Here is a 15,471-nt window from a genome sequence, read left to right on the forward strand (position 1 = left end):
AGGGTAAGCGATTGCCAAAGCCCCGGCGCACCCTGCCGGAATCGGTTCCCCGTCAATCCTTCCAGCGCTCGCGTATGTCTTCCAGCTGCGGGCGCAGGCCGATGAACAGCGGCACCAGGCGCGGGTCGAAGTGGGCGCCGGCCTGCTGCTCTATGTGATCCATGGCGTCGTCCACCGTCCACGCGTGCTTGTAGGGGCGTTCCGTGGTGAGGGCATCGAACACGTCGGCCACGGCCACGATGCGCGAGGCCAGCGGGATGTCCTCGCCCGCCAGGCCCTGCGGATAGCCCGTGCCGTCCCATTTCTCGTGGTGGGTCAGCGCGATGCTGTAGGCCATCTGCAGCACCTGGGAATCGTGCTCGCCGATGATCTCGGCGCCGATCTGCGGATGGCGGCGCATGACCGTCCATTCCTCGGCCGTCAGCGGGCCGTTCTTGAGCAGGATGGCATCGGGGATGCCGATCTTGCCCACATCGTGCATGGGCGCGGCGTTGAGCAGGTCGTCCGCCCATTCGTCGGTGCAGCCGGCCGCCAAGGCCAGTGTCTTGGCGTAGTGGCTCATGCGGATCACGTGCATGCCCGTCTCGTTGTCGCGGTACTCGGCCGCGCGGCCCAGGCGCTGCACGATCTGCAGCCGCGTGCTGCGCAGCTCGTCGAGCTTGACCAGCGACAGGTGGTTGCGCACCCGCGCCCGCACCACGGGCGCGCGCACGGGCTTGACGATGTAGTCCACCGCGCCCGAGGCAAAGCCCAGGGCCTCGTCCTGTCCGTCCGACAGGGCGGTGATGAAGATCACCGGGATGCGGGCCGTGTCGGCCTGCGCCTTGAGCTGGCGGCACACGGCGTAGCCATCGAGCTCGGGCATCATGATGTCCAGCAGGATCAGGTCCGGCTGGTGCTGGGCCAGCTGCAGAGCCTTGCGCCCGTCCGTGGCGAACGAGAGCCGGTAATCCTCGCCCAGGATCTGGCGCAGCACATGCAGGTTGGTCGGGTCGTCATCGACCAGCAGCAGGCGCGGGCGCTTGTCCGTTGCCAATAGATTGGGCGCATTCATGCTCTGTCTCCATCGTTCGAGGGCAGTTGCTGCTGCAACTGCTGGGCGCATTCCTGCGCGCGCTCGAAGTCGAAATTATCCAGTGCCTGCTGCAGCGGCTGAAGCTGTTCGGCCGTCAGCATGCGCACGAGGGCCTGCATGGCCTGCCCGTCCAGCTCCCCGCTGTGCAAGGCGGCCACGATGCGCTCCAGCCAGGGCCGGGCATCGGCAGGCAGGGCGGGTGCGCCCGCCTGGGGCGCCGCATCGCCCTCGGCCTGCGCCCACGCATGGCCCTGCGCCTGGCCCGGCGCCTCGCCCGATGCCGCCCCCTGCGCCTCGGCCATCGGCATGGCGGCCGGGTGGCGCTGGCGCAGCTCGCGCGCGACGGCATCCAGCGCCTGGTGCAGCTGGTCGATGAGGGCAAGCAGCTGCGGCTGCCCGGCGCCCTCCTGCGCCAGGCCTTCCAGGCGCGATGCCAGCCGGTACACGGCCTGCAGGCCCAGGTTGCCGGCCGCGCCGCGCACGCGGTGCGCCAGGCCGATCAAGGCCTCGGGTCCGGGGCGCTGCAGGGCACGGCGCAGGCGGTCGGCCAGGTCCAGCTGTTCATTGAGGAAACGCCGAATGGCGGCCACCAGCGGATCGACCCGGCCCCACAGCGCAATGCCCGAGGCCCAGTCCACCGTGACATCAGGCAGCCCCGGCTGGGCGCTGGCGGGCGCGGGCGGCCTGGCCTCCTTGAGCGCCACCTGCAGCGACAGCAGGCGTGCGATCTCGGCCTGCAGCCGCGCCATGTCCAGCGGCTTGGAGGCAAAGCCGTCCATGCCGGCGGCGGTGGCGTCGCTGCGGTCCTTCTCCAGCACGCTGGCCGACAGCGCGACGATGGGCACGGGCCGGCGCTGCAGCTGCCGCTCCCAGACACGGATGGCGCGCGCCGCCGCCAGGCCGTCCATGCCCGGCATCTGCAGGTCCATCAGCACCACGTCGAAAGGCGGCTCCTGCGCCTGCACGCAGCGCAGCGCCTCGGCACCGTCGTGGGCCAGCACCATCTGGTGGTTCTGGCTGGAGAAGTTGATCTGCAGCAGCTCCAGGTTCTCGGGCACATCGTCCACCGCCAGGATGTGCAGCGGCGGCAGGCCGCGGCTGGCCGCCCCGCGCTCGGACAGCGGGCTCTCGCCGACCGGCAGGGGCAGGCGCACCTCGAACACCGTGCCCACGCCCACCGTGCTGTGCAGCTGGATGCTGCCGCCCATGAGTTCGGCCAGCTGGCGCGAGATGGTCGTGCCCAGGCCCGTGCCGCCGAAACGCCGCGTGGTCGAGGCGTCGGCCTGGGCAAAGGGGTCGAAGATGCGGTGGATCTTCTCGGCCGCGATGCCTATGCCCGTGTCATGCACATCGAGCTGGAGCACGCCCTGCTCGTAGCGCACGCGCAGCAGCACATGGCCGCGTTCGGTGAACTTCACGGCATTGCCCAGCAGGTTCACCAGGATCTGCTGCACACGCATGCCGTCGCCGCGCAGCGCGGCCGGCGTGTGCGGGTCGTAGTCCAGGCGCAGGTCCAGGCCCTTGCGATCGGCCGTGATGCGCAGCGATGCCAGGATCTGCTGGCACAGCTCGCGCACCGAGAAGTCCTCTATCTCCAGCTCCACCGCCCCCTTGTCGAGCTTGGCCGTGTCCAGGATGTCGTTGAGCAGGCGCAGCATGGAGCGCGCCGCGTAGTGCACCGTGTCCAGGTAGCGCGCCTGCGTGGGCTGCAGCGCCGTTTCGCGCAACGCCTCGGTGAAGCCGATGATGGCGTTCATGGGCGTGCGGATCTCGTGGCTCATGTTGGCCAGGAAGGTGCTGCGCGCGGCGGCCGCGGCTTCGGCATGCTCCTTGGCCAGCACCAGCTCCTGGGCCAGCTTGCGCTGGGCGCTGATGTCGGTGAGCAGCTTGACGATCTTGTAGGGCCGGCCGTCGGCACCGCGTATGGGGTTGTAGGTGGCCTGTACCCAGATGCGCCGCCCCTCGTGCCCGCAGCGCAGGAACTCGCCGGCCTGGAACTCGCCCTCGGCCAGGCGGCGCCAGAACTGCACATGCTCGGGCGAATGCGCATAGCCGGGCTCGCAGAACATGCCGTGGTGGCGGCCCGCGACCTCGTCGAGCCGGTAGCCGAACAGGTCCAGGAAATTGCGGTTGGCGCGCAGCACATGGCCGCGCAGGTCGTACTCGATGGTGGCCAGCGACAGGTCGATGGCGCGCACCGTGCCCTCGAACTCGGCATTGCGCGCGCGCGCCGCCGTCTGGTCCATGATCACGCCGTCGATCCAGGTCAGTTCGTCCTGTTCGTTGAAGACGCCGCGCCCGGTCTCGGACACCCAGCGCGTGCTGCCGTCGCGGTGCAGCAGGCGGTAGTCGGCGTTGTAGGTCTGGCGCCGCGCCAGAGAATGCGCCACCGCAGCCTCCAGCCGGTCGCGGTCCTCGGCGTGGATGAGCCGGTCCCAGCCCGTGAGGCCATCGGTGAAATCCTGCTCGGTCCAGCCCGTCAACTCCTCGATGGAGCGGCTGAGCAGCAGCGGCGTCCATTTGCCGTCGTACAGGCAGCGGAACGTGGTGCCGGGCACGTTGTTGATCAGGGTGCGGTACTGCTCCTCGCTGCGGCGCAGCGACTGCAGCATCTGGCGGCGCTCGCGGATATCGGTCACAAAGCCCACGTACAGCGGATCGCCGGCAATCGCCACCCGCCCCACGGCCAAGCGCACGGCGATCTGCGTGCCGTCCTTGTGCATGGCGTTGATATCGCGGCTGGAGCCCAGCAGGCCCGCAAAGCCCGTGGCCAGATGCTTTTGCAGCGAGCCGCCATCGCCATCGCAGCCCGACGCGGGCATGAGCAGGCTGGCGCTGCGGCCCACCACCTCCTGCGCCGTCCAGCCCAGCAGCCGCTCGGCCGCACCGTTGAACGACACGATGCTGCCGCGCCCGTTGATCATCACGATGCCGTCCACCGCCGTCTCCACCACGGCGCGCAGGCGCGATTCGCTGCGCTGCACCTGGCGATAGATCTGGCGGTAGCGCAGCGTCATGTTGACCGCGAACACCAGACCGAAGATCAGCACCACCATGCCGACGATGGAGAACACCAGCAGCGCATGCGTGGGCGACTCCACCTGCGCCAGCACATCGATCTCAGGCTTGAGGCGCAGTGCATACAGGCCCGCATAGTGCATGCAGGAAATGGCCAAGCCCATGACGATGCCGGCCACCAGCGTGGGCCACAGCCGGCCCGTGTTGCCCAGCCTGAAGCGCACCCACAGCGACAGCATGGCCATGCCTGCCGCCACGATCACCGACAGCAGCACGCCCCAGGGGTCGTAGAGCATCGAGGTCCAGGTCTGGGCCGCCGCCATGCCGATGTAGTGCATGGAGCCAATGCCCAGCCCCATGAGCACGCCGCCGCCCACCAGCGCCTGCGTGGACAGCTGCGGCCGCACCATCAGCGTCAGCGCCAGCCAGGACGCCAGCATGCTGGGCAGCATGGACAGCGTGGTGATCCAGGGGTCGTAGTCGCCAAAGGTGCAGGGCACGAAGGCCAGCATGCCGATGAAGTGCATGGCCCAGATGCCCGCGCCCAGGCAGAAGGCGCCCGTGAGCACGCCCACGCGGCGTATGCGCGGCGACGCGGCATCGCGCGCCAGCCCGGCAATCTGCATGGCCATCACCGACGTGGCCACGGCCACCAGCACCGACAGCGTCACCAGGCCCGGATGCAGCCACTGGAACCACTGCGGATGCGGCGCCCAGCCGAGCACGAAAATCTGGTCCCAGCTCATGGCGCGCCCCCGGCATGGCACAAGGCCGCAGCACGCAACCGCCGGCCATCGATAGTGTTTATAACTTTGATGATCATTTTCGATTGGCCATAACTATTTCGCACATCTAGCATGGAGTCTCATCCCGAGGAGAGCCCCATGAGCCGCATCCGCCAGACCCTTCACCACCACCGCCGCACGCTGTTGAAGACTGCCAGCTACTACGTCATCCATGTCACCGTGGCAGCGGCCGTGGCCTATGCCGTGACCCGCAATCTCTGGGCCGCGCTGACGCTCAGCCTGCTGGAGCCCACGGTGCAGGCCGTGGCCTTCTTCTTCCATGAAAAGCTGTGGGAGCGCGGCCTGCGCCGCCGTGCCGACGCGGGCGCCGGCATGGCGCCGCCCGCAGCAGCCACTGCGGCTGCGGCCTGAACCCGCCAGGAGCACGAACATGCCCACGCCCCTGCGGTCCTTCAGCGCGGACGCCTCATTCGGCAATTGGCTGACCGAAACCCTGGCAAGGATGGTCGATGGCGGCACGGGCTGAAACCCGGCCCTGCCGTGGCGGCAAGAGAGGTGGACATGGCGGCGCATGGTGGCAAGAACCCGGGAAATGCGAAATCGTTGGTATCAAGGCGCTGCCCGTGCGGCCCATGGCCGGCACGGAATCCATACATGCCTTTCGACCGCATCGGGGCGGACTGAAGCCCCGGCGCCGGTCACAATGCCAAACATTGTCAAGCGCATACGCTGGAAAATATGTGCACAAGCTGTGTGAAAAGCTGTGTATAGCCTCTTCGCAAACCTGTGATTTTCCTCTTGTCAAGGCTGTGGCAAAGCCGTTCATTCACGGTGCACGCCCAGCAGCGCGTCGATGAACACACGGGCTGCACGCCCAGGCACCACGGCACTGCGCCAGACCGCGAAGAAATCACAGAGATAGAAGAACCGGTGGGGGGCCACGGCCTGCAGCAGACCCTGGCCCTCCATGGCCTGTGCATAGTGGTCGGGCAGAAATCCCAGGTAGCGGCCCGAGCGCACCAGCATGGCAATGGCCTCCTGGTCAAAACCCGTGGCCTGGCGCTGCAGGCCGGCCTGGTGGCTGAGCGCCATATTGGGTGACTGGTAGCCCAGGCCTGCAAAGGCATGTGCGCCCAGGCTGTCCCAGTCCAGCCCGCCATGGTCGGCGCCATGCAGCGGATGGCCGGGAGCGCAGTACAGCTGCATGCGCTCGCCGAACAACCGGGCACTGTCCAGCGCGCCCGAACTGGGTGCAGAGGGCAGCACGCCCACCTGCCAGCGCCCCTCCATCAGTCCGCGCTCGATGGCCTGTATCGAGGCCACGTGCAGCCGCAGGTGCAGTTGCGGCGCCTGATCGTGCAGCAGGCCTATCGCCTCGGGAATGCGTGACTGCGGATTGCCCACGGTCTTGTCGAACAGCGCCACGTCCAGCGTGCCGGCCAGCCGGCCATGGATGTCGTCCACCTGGCCCAGAAACCCCTCCACGCCGCCCAGCAGCTGCAGCGTGGCCTCGTAGATGCGGTGGCCTTCGGGCGTGAGTGCGAAGCCGGCGCGCCCGCGCCGGCACAGCGTCAGGCCCAGGCGCTCTTCCAGGTCCTTCATGTGGCGGCTCAGCGTGGAGCTGCCGATGTTCAGCTCCAGCTCGGCAGCCGACATGCCGCCGCACTCGACCACGGCCTTGAACACGCGCAGCAGGCGCAGATCCATGTCGCCCAGCTGGCCCAGCGCCGCACGCGCACGGCCATCGCGTGCCCGGCGGCTCGCAGGTGTATCCAGAGAAAATTCCGCCATCGCCATTCGCCTCCCGGTGTGCTTGCCGGACATGGCCACCGCTACAGGGGAGCCACTATAGGGGAGCCACGGGGCGGCAGTGGCGACGGATTCCCCCAATGCGCGCACGCCATGCCGCGACCGGCAGGCGCTTGGTCACTTGCAGAAATATGCAAGTAAACCTCGATATCGTGCTCTTCGCGAAATCAAACAGCGCGCTCACAATGGGCCGATCCACATTTCTTCCCTAGGCTCGAGGAGATCGCCATGACCCTGGTTCCCACCGAACAAAGCGCCGCCCCCGCCACGCGCACCGATGCCGCCTGGCTCGAGGCCCACTGGATGCCCTTCACCGGCAACCGCGAGTTCAAGGCGCGCCCGCGCATGATCACCAGCGCCCAGGGCGCGTACTACACCGATGCCGACGGCCGCAAGATCTTCGACGGCCTGTCGGGCCTGTGGTGCTCGGGCCTGGGCCATGGCCGCCGCGAGATCGCCGAAGCCATCGGCCGCGCGGCCCAGCAGCTGGACTATGCGCCGGCCTTCCAGTTCGGCCACCCGGCCTCGTTCGCGCTGGCCAACAAGATCAAGGAGCTGACGCCCGCAGGCCTGGACCATGTGTTCTTCACGGGCTCGGGCTCGGAAGCCGCCGACACGGCGCTGAAGATGGCACGCGCCTACTGGCGCGCCAAGGGCCAGGGCGGCAAGACCCGGCTGATCGGGCGCGAGAAGGGCTACCACGGCGTGAACTTCGGCGGCATCTCGGTCGGCGGCATGGTGGGCAACCGCAAGACCTTCGGCCAGGGCGTGGAGGCCGACCACCTGCCGCACACGCAGCCGGCGCTGGGGTCCTTCCACAAAGGCATGCCCACCACCGATGGCCGCGCGCTGGCCGACCGGCTGCTGGACCTGATCGCCCTGCATGACGCCAGCAACATCGCAGCCGTCATCGTCGAGCCCTTCTCGGGCTCGGCCGGCGTGGTGATTCCGCCGGCCGGCTACCTGCAGCGCCTGCGCGAGATCTGCACGCAGAACAACATCCTGCTGATCTTCGACGAGGTCATCACGGGCTTCGGCCGCTGCGGCGCCATGACGGGGGCGGAGGCCTTCGGCGTCACGCCCGACATCATGAACATCGCCAAGCAGGTGACCAATGGCGCCCAGCCCCTGGGCGCCGTGGTGGCCAGCAAGGAGATCTACGACACCTTCATGGCAGCGGGCGGCCCCGAGTACATGCTGGAGTTCCCGCACGGCTATACCTACTCGGCCCACCCCATTGCCTGCGCGGCGGGCGTGGCCGCGCTGGACCTGCTGCAGCGCGAGGACGGCCCGGGCCGCGTGCGCGCGCTGGCCCCGTTCTTCGAGCAGGCCGTGCACAGCCTCAAGGGAGCAAAGCATGTGGCCGACATCCGCAACTTCGGCCTGGCTGCGGGCTTCACCATCGAGTCGCTGCCCGGCGAGCCGGCACGCCGTCCCTACGAGATCGCCATGAAGTGCTGGGACAAGGGCTTTTACGTGCGCTACGGCGGCGACACCATCCAGATCGCGCCGCCCTTCATCAGCGAGAAGGCCGAGATCGAGCGGCTGGTCAGCGCCCTGGGCGATGCCCTGACCGAAACGAACTGAGCATCTCCGGCGCATGAGAAAAGCCCCTGGGCCGTGAGGCCGCAGGGGCTTTTTGCATGGCAACGGCAAGGCTGCGAAATCAGTCCAGCGTGATGCCCGCGTTCTTGATCACATCGCGCCACTTGTCCACTTCCACGCGCAGGAACTGGGCCGAGGCGTCGGGCTTGAGGCCCGAGGGCAGCACGCCCATGGCGTCCAGCTTTTCCTTGACCTCGGGCGCGGGCAGGGCCTTGGCGATCTCGGCGTAGAGCCGGTCCACGATGGGCTTGGGCGTGCCTGCGGGCACGGCCGCGAGGAACCAGGCATCGGCCGTGAAGTCCTTGAGGCCGGCCTCCGACATGGTGGGCACGTCGGGCATGGACTGCAGGCGTTCGTTGTGGGCCACGGCCAGCGCGCGCACCTTGCCGGCCTTGAGCTGCGCGGCAATGGTCACGGCCGTGAGAAAGCCGAAGTCGGTCTCACCGGCGGCCAGCGACACCACCGAAGGCGCACTGCCCTTGTAGGGCACGTGGCCGATCTTGACCTTGGCCTGCATGGCATACAGCTCGGCGCCCAGATGGTTGGGTCCGCCCGTGCCCGACGAGGGGTAGTTGAGCTTGCCGGGCTGGGCCTGGGCCGCCGCCGTTAGCTCCTTGAGTGAGTGGAACGGGCTTTGCGCTCCCACGGTGAGCACCAGCGGGCTGCGCGCCACCAGGCTGATGGGCGCGAAGTCGCGCAGCGGGTCATAGGGCAGCTTGGTATACAGGCCCTTGGCCATGGCCATGCAGCCCACGTCGCCCAGCACCACGGTGTAGCCGTCGGCCGGCGCCTTGGCCACCAGGTCGCAGCCGATGGTGCCGTTGGCACCGGGCTTGTTGTCCACCACCACCGTGGTGTGCATGCTCTCGCCCAGCTTTTGCGCCAGCAGGCGGCCCAGGATGTCGGTGGAGCCACCGGGTGCGAAGGGCACGACCAGGCGAATGGTCTTGGACGGATAGCTGCCTGCGCCCTGGGCATGGGCGAGGGGCGCCGCCAGCGTGGCCGCCAGCGCCAGGCCGCCGGCCAGGGCGTGCCACAGGGCTGCGCGGCGCACCGGGGTGCGGGAGGATGCGAAAGGGGTTTGTCTCATGCTGTTGTCTCGTGAGGGGAATGCGTGAAGGCCAAGCGCGCGGCAGCATACCAGCAGCGGGCAGCGCGAAACGCGTGGCGTGGGGCGCCGATGACCGGTGCGGGACAGCTCAGGAGGCCGCGCGCTTGCGTGCGGCAGCGGGACGCGCGGACGTGGCCTTTGCAGGCGACTTTGCCGGAGCCTTCGCAGCCGTCTTTGCGGAGGCCTTTGGGATGGTTTTTGCGGGGGCCTTTGCCGGGGCCTTCGCGGTGGTCCTTGCGCTCGCCCTTGCCGTTGTTTTTGACGCAGTCCCTGGCGCTGTCGCTGCGGCCTTTTCCACCGGCTGCACGGCGCGTCGCGGACGCGGGCTGCGCAGGCTGTCGGCATCGAGGATGAGCCGGCCCTGGATGCGGCCCTTCATGCGCTTGACGCTGCTGGCCGCATCGCGCATGTGCTCCTGCATCAATGCGCGCACCTTCGCAGCATCGCGCTCGCGCGCGGCCTGCACGATGCTGCGGTGGAACTGCGCATTGGCCTCGCCGAAGCGCCGGTGCTCGGCCTGCGGAGTACGGTTGGCGAAGACGATGAGCTGGCGGATCATCTCGTTGATCAGCTCGCAGGTGAAGCGCAGGAACGGGTTGGGGTTGGCGGCCGCCAGGATGTCGTGGAAGTTCACGTCCTCGCGCCGCTGGCTCACCAGGTCGTCGCTGCTTTGCGTGGGATCGCAGCAGGCGATGCTGTGCTCCAGGGCCTCGAAATCGGCCTCGGTCAGATGGGGCACGGCGCCTGCCGCCAGCTCGGGCTCCAGCATCTGGCGCACCGTGTAGATGTCGTCGATGGTCACCTCCTGGAAGAACAGGTAGTTCTGCATGAACTGCAGCGTGCGGTCCAGCGGCACCTCGACGACCGTGCCACCGCCCGAAGGGCCCGTGGAGATGGTGATCAGCCCCTGCACTTCCAGCGACTTGAGAGCCTCGCGGATCGTTCCCTTGCTGACCTGGAACTGGGCCTGCAGCTCGCTTTCGCGCGGCAGGCGGTCGCCGGGGCTGAGGTTCTTTTCGGTGATCAGACGCTTGATCTCCTGGGCCACCAGATCCGGGCGCTTGAGCTGCCGGATCGCCAGGGGGGCCGACTTGGGTGTAGCCATTGTTGTGTTCTCCGGAAGGGCACCGAATCGTGTCCGCGCCCAGTCTGCATACGGGTTTGGTGCAGTATGCACCGCCATGGCGCGTGGGCGTTTGCGCCTAGGGTTAGCACGCGCCCTATTCCTTGTATTTATCACTATAAATATGAATCAAGGAGCCTGCACGCACCCGTTTCGACTGGCATGCAACTTGCTCTGAAAAGCGTACCCGGGCCGCAGCGCCTTCAGTCCCCATCACGGAGATCCCATGCAACGTCGTCACCTCCTGCAACTCTCGGCACTGGGCGCATTGCCCGCATCGCTGGGCCTGGGCCGCAGCGTCTGGGCGCAGTCCAAGGACAGCATCCAGTTCGCCTGCCCCGTGCCCATGTCGGGCGCCTTCGCGGCCAACGGCAAGTACGCGGACCTGGGCATGAAGCTGGCCATAGAGCAGTACGGCAAGGCGCTGGGCCGCCCGCTGGCCTACACCGTGCTGGACACCGAGGGCAAGCCCGCCACGGCCGTGCGCAAGCTGCAGGAGTCTTCCCAGCAGCAGGGCACGCGCTTTTTCGCAGGCGGCATCCTGTCGTCGGAGGCGCTGGCCATGGGAAAGGAGGCCGAGAGGGCCGGCGGCATCTTCATCACCACCGCAGGCGCAGACGAGATCACGGGCAAGGACTGCAACAGCGCCACCTTCCGCTGGTCGGCACCCACCTTCGGCGCCATCGAGCAGACCGTGCGCCCGCTGATCGAATCCCTGCCCAAGGCCAAGCGCTGGTACACCATCACGCCGCAGTACGTGTTCGGCGACGGCCTGCTGACGGCGGCCAAGAACATCTTCAAGGAAAAGGGCATCGAGCATGTGGGCAACAGCTACCACTCGCTGACCGAAAAGGAGTTCAGCGGCTACCTGACCAATGCCGTGGCCGCCAAGCCCGACGTGCTGCTGCTGCTGAACTTCGGCGCCCAGTCCTCGGACACGCTGCGCCAGGCCATCAGCTTCGGCATGAACAAGAACATGACCATCCTGATCGCCTGGGCCTCGGGGCTGGAGCAGTTCGAGTCGCTGGGCGCCGACCTGTGCGACGGCGTGTACTTCGGCGCCCAGTACTGGCACACGGTGGACACGCCGCTCAACCGTGATCTGGTGCAGCGCTGCAACGACAAGTTCAAGGCCAATCCCAACTACAGCCTGGCCGGCCACTACATCTGCACCAAGCTGATGATCGATGCCATCGTCAAGGCCGGCACGGTCGACCCCAAGGCCGTGGTCGCCGCGCTGGAAGGTATGAAGTACCAGGGCCTGACGGGCGAGGAAGAGGTGCGCAAGGCAGACCACCAGGTGCTCAAGAACTACTACCTGCTCAAGGGCAAGGCCAAGTCCAAGATGAAGAACAAGGACGACTACGTGGATGTGGTCAGCTCCGGCAAGTCCTTCCTGCCCGTAGACCAGACCGGCTGCAAGCTGGTTTAGAGCTCCCCCTGAGGCGCTGCGCGCCTTCCCCCTCTCTCGCTTCGCGGGAGGGGGACGACACCCTCGGTGCGGGGCGGCCCTTCCTCGGTGTCCCTCACTTAGGCCGCGCCAGTTTCATAGGCACAGCACCATGACCGGCGTGCTTCAGAGCCACCGGGCACTTCGCCTCCTTCGTCCATCGTTTCGGACCCTGTATGAGCATCTATCTGCTTCAGACCATCAACGGGATCGGCATAGGCATGCTGTATTTCCTGTTGGCCGTGGGCCTGTCCATCGTTTTCGGCCTGCTGCGTTTCGTGAATTTCGCGCACGGTGCCTTCTACCTGCTGGGCGCCTATTTCTGCTACCAGATGACGCGCTGGGGCATGAGCTTCTGGCTGTCCCTGGTCGTGGTGCCGCTGGCCGTGGGCGCGCTGGGCTGGCTGGTGGAAAAGCTCATGCTGCGCCATGTGTATGCCAAGGCGCATGAGTTCCACATCATCGTCACCGTGGGCCTGGCCCTGGTGGTGCAGGAGCTGGTGATCGTGCAATGGGGCCCGCTGGGCGACAGCGTGGCCGTGCCCGATCTGCTGCAGGGCGTGGTGATGTGGGGCAGCTTCGTCTATCCCAAGTACCGGCTGTTCGTGATCGGCTTCACCGCCGTGCTGGCCGTGCTGCTGTGGTGGCTGCTGGAAGGCACGCGGCTGGGCAGCGCGGTGCGCGCGGGCAGCGAATCGACCGAGATGGTGTCCCTGCTGGGCGTGAACGTGCTGCGCATCTTCAGCCTGGTGTTCGCGCTGGGCGCTGCCACGGCGGCGCTGGCCGGCGTGCTGGCCGCGCCCATACGCGGCGCAGAGCCCTTCATGGGCGTGGAGGCACTGGGCGTGGCCTTCGTGATCGTGGTCGTGGGCGGGCTGGGCAGCTTCGGCGGCGCACTGGTCGGCGGCCTGCTGATCGGCATCGTGCAAAGCGTGATGAGCACGCTGTGGCCCGAGGGCGCGCGCCTGATGATCTACGTGGCCATGGCCGCCGTGCTGCTGCTGCGACCCCATGGCCTGCTGGGCCGCAAAGGATGAAGACCATGACCAGGCATTCCCATCTCCTTCTCGCGCTGGCCATCGTGGTGGCCATGCCGCTGTGCATGCAGTCGGGCTCGCTGGCCAGCGAAGTGCTGATCTTCGGCCTCGCGGCCATGGGCTGCAATCTGCTGCTGGGCTACACGGGGCTGCTGTCCTTCGGGCAGGGCATCTTCTTCGGGCTGGGCAGCTACACCATCGCCCTGCTGCTGACACGCTGGCCCCTGCCCATGCCGCTGGCCCTGCTGGCCGCCACCGCCATGGGCGCCGTGGGCGCGGCCATCGTCGGCTGGGTGGCCATACGCCAGCGCGGCACCTATTTCGTGATGCTCACCCTGGCGTTTGCGCAGATGTTCTACTTCATCGCCTACTCGGCCACGGACATCACCGGCGGCGACAACGGCCTGCTCGATGTGCCCCGCCCCGCCCTCGCGGTGGCCGGCCAGACGCTGTGGCCGCTGGCCACGCCCTGGCAGTACTACGGCTTTGTGGCCGTGCTCTTTCTGGTGGTGTTCTGGCTGCTGCGCCGCGTCTGCGACTCCATGTTCGGCCGCACGCTGCTGGCCGTGCGCGACAACGAGGAGCGCGCCGCCGCCGTGGGCTACGACCTGAGGCTGCTGAAGCTGCAGGCCTTCGTGATCTCGGGCGCGGTCACGGGCCTGGCCGGCGCGCTGCACGCCATGATGACGGGCATCGCCCCGCTGTCCAATGCCGAGTACCACACCAGCGAAATGATCCTGGTGATGACCGTGATCGGCGGCACGGGCAACCTGCTGGCCTCGGTGCTGGGCGCGGCCTTCTACGTGCTGCTGGGCGACTGGCTGTCCACGCTGTGGCCGCGCTGGCTGCTGCTGCTGGGCGTGGTGCTGATGATCGTGAGCCTGGGCCTGCAGCGCGGCCTGTGGGGCCTGGGCGAGAGCCTGTGGGCCCTGGTGCGCCGCAAAGGGCCGGCAGATGCCGCGGCGGCCGCTGCAGAAACCAAAGGAGGCCAGGCATGAGCGCCGCAGCATCTCCCATCCTGCTCGAGGCCGTGGGCGTCGAGAAGCGCTATGACAAGTTCGTCGCCCTGGGCGGCGTGGACCTCAAGGTGCGCGCCCATACCGTGCACTCGGTGATCGGCCCCAACGGCGCGGGCAAGACCACGCTGTTCCACATGCTCACGGGCACCAAGAGCGTGAGCGGCGGGCGCATCGTCTTCGACGGCCACGACGTGACGCGCGAGCCCGACCACCGCCGCGTGCGGCGTGGCATGGCACGGTCCTTTCAGGTCACCAGCCTGTTCCTGACCCTGCCCGTGCGCGAGAACCTGCGCCTGGCCGCGCAGGGCGTGGCCCCCGCCAGGGCCCTGGACTGCTGGAACGCGCCCGTGGGTGCTCGCGCCCTGGCCGACACCGTGGCCAGCGTGCTGTCGCGCCTGGGCCTGGAGCGCCATGCGGACACGCCGGCCGGCAACCTCTCGCACGGCCAGCAGCGGCGGCTGGAGGTGGGCATGGCCCTGGCCGCACGGCCCAAGGCCATCTTCCTGGACGAGCCGACCTCGGGCATGGGCATCGATGACCTGGACGAGATGAAGCGCCTGATCCAGGGCCTCAGGGACGAGCACACCGTGGTCCTCATCGAGCACAACATGAACATCGTCATGGACATCTCCGACACCATCACCGTCATGCAGCAGGGCCGCGTGCTGGCCGAAGGACTGCCCCACGAGATCCGCGCCGACGAGCGTGTGCGCAGCGCCTATCTGGGCAACATGATCACGGGAGGAAAGGCATGAGCGGTCCCCTGCTTTCGGTCGAGGGCATACACGCCCACTACGGCAAGAGCCATGTGCTGCAGGGCGTGTCGCTGCAGGTGCAGGACGGCGAACTGGTCACGCTGCTGGGCCGCAACGGCGCGGGCAAGACCACCACGCTCAAGTCCATCGCGGGGGTGATGCAGCCCTCGCAGGGGCAGATCCGCTTCGGCGGCGAGCCCGTGCACCGGCTGGCCACGCACCAGGTGGCCCAGCGCGGCATCTGCCTGGTGCCCGAGCACCGCGGCATCTTCAAGCTGCTCACGGTGGAGGAGAACCTGATGCTGGGCCAGCGCAAGCGCTCGCCCTGGCAGCTGGCCGACATCTACCGCATCTTCCCGCGCCTCAAGGAGCGGCGCGGCAACGGCGGCGGCCAGCTGTCGGGCGGCGAGCAGCAGATGCTGGCCATAGGCCGCGCCCTGATGAACGCGCCGCGCCTGCTCATGCTGGACGAGCCCGTCGAGGGCCTGGCGCCCGTGATCGTGGAGGAGATCGTGGCCCAGCTCAAGACCATCAAGGCCGCCGGCGTGGCGATCTTGCTGGTGGAGCAGAACCTGGAGGTCTGCACCCAGCTGGCCGACCGCCACTACATCATCGAACAGGGTGCGATTGCGCACGAGGCAGGCAATGCCGCTTTCCTGGCCGATGACGCCATCAAGGACCGGTATCTCGGTGTAGGGATCGCCTGATCCACCGCCTTTCGCA

12 protein-coding genes are annotated in these 15,471 nt (G+C 67.8%); 7 read left to right on the top strand and 5 right to left on the bottom strand.

The window, feature by feature from the left end:
* Positions 1 to 52 precede the first annotated feature (52 nt).
* Complete coding sequence (locus ACF8NF_RS13470) at positions 53 to 1,054, bottom strand: HD-GYP domain-containing protein (protein ID WP_016447218.1); 1,002 nt, start codon at positions 1,052 to 1,054, stop codon at positions 53 to 55.
* The gene (locus tag ACF8NF_RS13475; protein ID WP_016447219.1) at positions 1,051 to 4,839 is read right to left on the bottom strand and encodes a PAS domain S-box protein; all 3,789 of its coding nucleotides are present in this window, start codon (positions 4,837 to 4,839) and stop codon (positions 1,051 to 1,053) included. Before ACF8NF_RS13475 ends, ACF8NF_RS13470 begins: the two co-directional genes overlap by 4 nt.
* Positions 4,840 to 4,977: 138 nt before the next feature.
* Between ACF8NF_RS13475 and ACF8NF_RS13480 the strand changes: the two genes are divergently transcribed.
* Entirely contained in the window at positions 4,978 to 5,250 is a 273-nt protein-coding gene (locus tag ACF8NF_RS13480; protein ID WP_016447220.1) for a DUF2061 domain-containing protein, read from the top strand.
* A gap of 411 nt (positions 5,251 to 5,661) precedes the next feature.
* Here the strand turns inward: ACF8NF_RS13480 and ACF8NF_RS13485 are convergent, their stop codons facing one another.
* The gene (locus ACF8NF_RS13485) at positions 5,662 to 6,630 is read right to left on the bottom strand and encodes a LysR family transcriptional regulator (RefSeq protein ID WP_046238008.1); all 969 of its coding nucleotides are present in this window, start codon (positions 6,628 to 6,630) and stop codon (positions 5,662 to 5,664) included.
* A 246-nt stretch (positions 6,631 to 6,876) separates the two neighbouring features.
* Between ACF8NF_RS13485 and ACF8NF_RS13490 the strand changes: the two genes are divergently transcribed.
* Positions 6,877 to 8,235: an aspartate aminotransferase family protein gene (locus ACF8NF_RS13490; protein ID WP_016454213.1), complete on the top strand. Its 1,359-nt coding sequence runs from the start codon at positions 6,877 to 6,879 to the stop codon at positions 8,233 to 8,235.
* Positions 8,236 to 8,314: 79 nt separating this feature from the next.
* Here ACF8NF_RS13490 and ACF8NF_RS13495 read toward each other — a convergent pair whose 3' ends face one another.
* Both ACF8NF_RS13495 and ACF8NF_RS13500 read right to left on the bottom strand, forming a co-directional pair.
* Complete coding sequence (locus ACF8NF_RS13495) at positions 8,315 to 9,343, bottom strand: tripartite tricarboxylate transporter substrate binding protein (RefSeq protein ID WP_016454212.1); 1,029 nt, start codon at positions 9,341 to 9,343, stop codon at positions 8,315 to 8,317.
* Between the two features lie 109 nt (positions 9,344 to 9,452).
* Positions 9,453 to 10,469 carry a FadR/GntR family transcriptional regulator gene (locus ACF8NF_RS13500; RefSeq protein ID WP_209670365.1) on the bottom strand — a complete coding sequence of 339 codons (1,017 nt, stop codon included), beginning with the start codon at positions 10,467 to 10,469 and terminating at the stop codon, positions 9,453 to 9,455.
* Between the two features lie 244 nt (positions 10,470 to 10,713).
* On the opposite strand from ACF8NF_RS13500, the gene ACF8NF_RS13505 reads away from it, so the two are divergent.
* The 5 genes from ACF8NF_RS13505 to ACF8NF_RS13525 all read left to right on the top strand — a co-directional run bounded on the left by ACF8NF_RS13505 (position 10,714) and on the right by ACF8NF_RS13525 (position 15,455).
* A complete protein-coding gene (locus tag ACF8NF_RS13505) occupies positions 10,714 to 11,919 on the top strand; it encodes an ABC transporter substrate-binding protein (RefSeq protein ID WP_392450720.1) in 1,206 nt (401 codons plus the stop codon).
* A 194-nt stretch (positions 11,920 to 12,113) separates the two neighbouring features.
* Positions 12,114 to 12,974 carry a branched-chain amino acid ABC transporter permease gene (locus tag ACF8NF_RS13510; protein ID WP_012207821.1) on the top strand — a complete coding sequence of 287 codons (861 nt, stop codon included), beginning with the start codon at positions 12,114 to 12,116 and terminating at the stop codon, positions 12,972 to 12,974.
* 5 nt (positions 12,975 to 12,979) lie between these two features.
* Entirely contained in the window at positions 12,980 to 13,972 is a 993-nt protein-coding gene (locus tag ACF8NF_RS13515; RefSeq protein ID WP_026062103.1) for a branched-chain amino acid ABC transporter permease, read from the top strand.
* Positions 13,969 to 14,748 carry an ABC transporter ATP-binding protein gene (locus ACF8NF_RS13520; RefSeq protein WP_012207823.1) on the top strand — a complete coding sequence of 260 codons (780 nt, stop codon included), beginning with the start codon at positions 13,969 to 13,971 and terminating at the stop codon, positions 14,746 to 14,748. The genes ACF8NF_RS13515 and ACF8NF_RS13520 overlap by 4 nt, the downstream gene beginning before the upstream one ends.
* Positions 14,745 to 15,455 (top strand): ABC transporter ATP-binding protein, encoded by a 711-nt coding sequence (locus ACF8NF_RS13525; RefSeq protein ID WP_017404300.1) that lies wholly within the window; start codon positions 14,745 to 14,747, stop codon positions 15,453 to 15,455. The genes ACF8NF_RS13520 and ACF8NF_RS13525 overlap by 4 nt, the downstream gene beginning before the upstream one ends.
* Positions 15,456 to 15,471 lie beyond the last annotated feature (16 nt).

This window comes from Delftia sp. WSY_22 (assembly GCF_043104185.1).
Classification (GTDB): Bacteria; Pseudomonadota; Gammaproteobacteria; order Burkholderiales; family Burkholderiaceae_C; genus Comamonas; species Comamonas tsuruhatensis.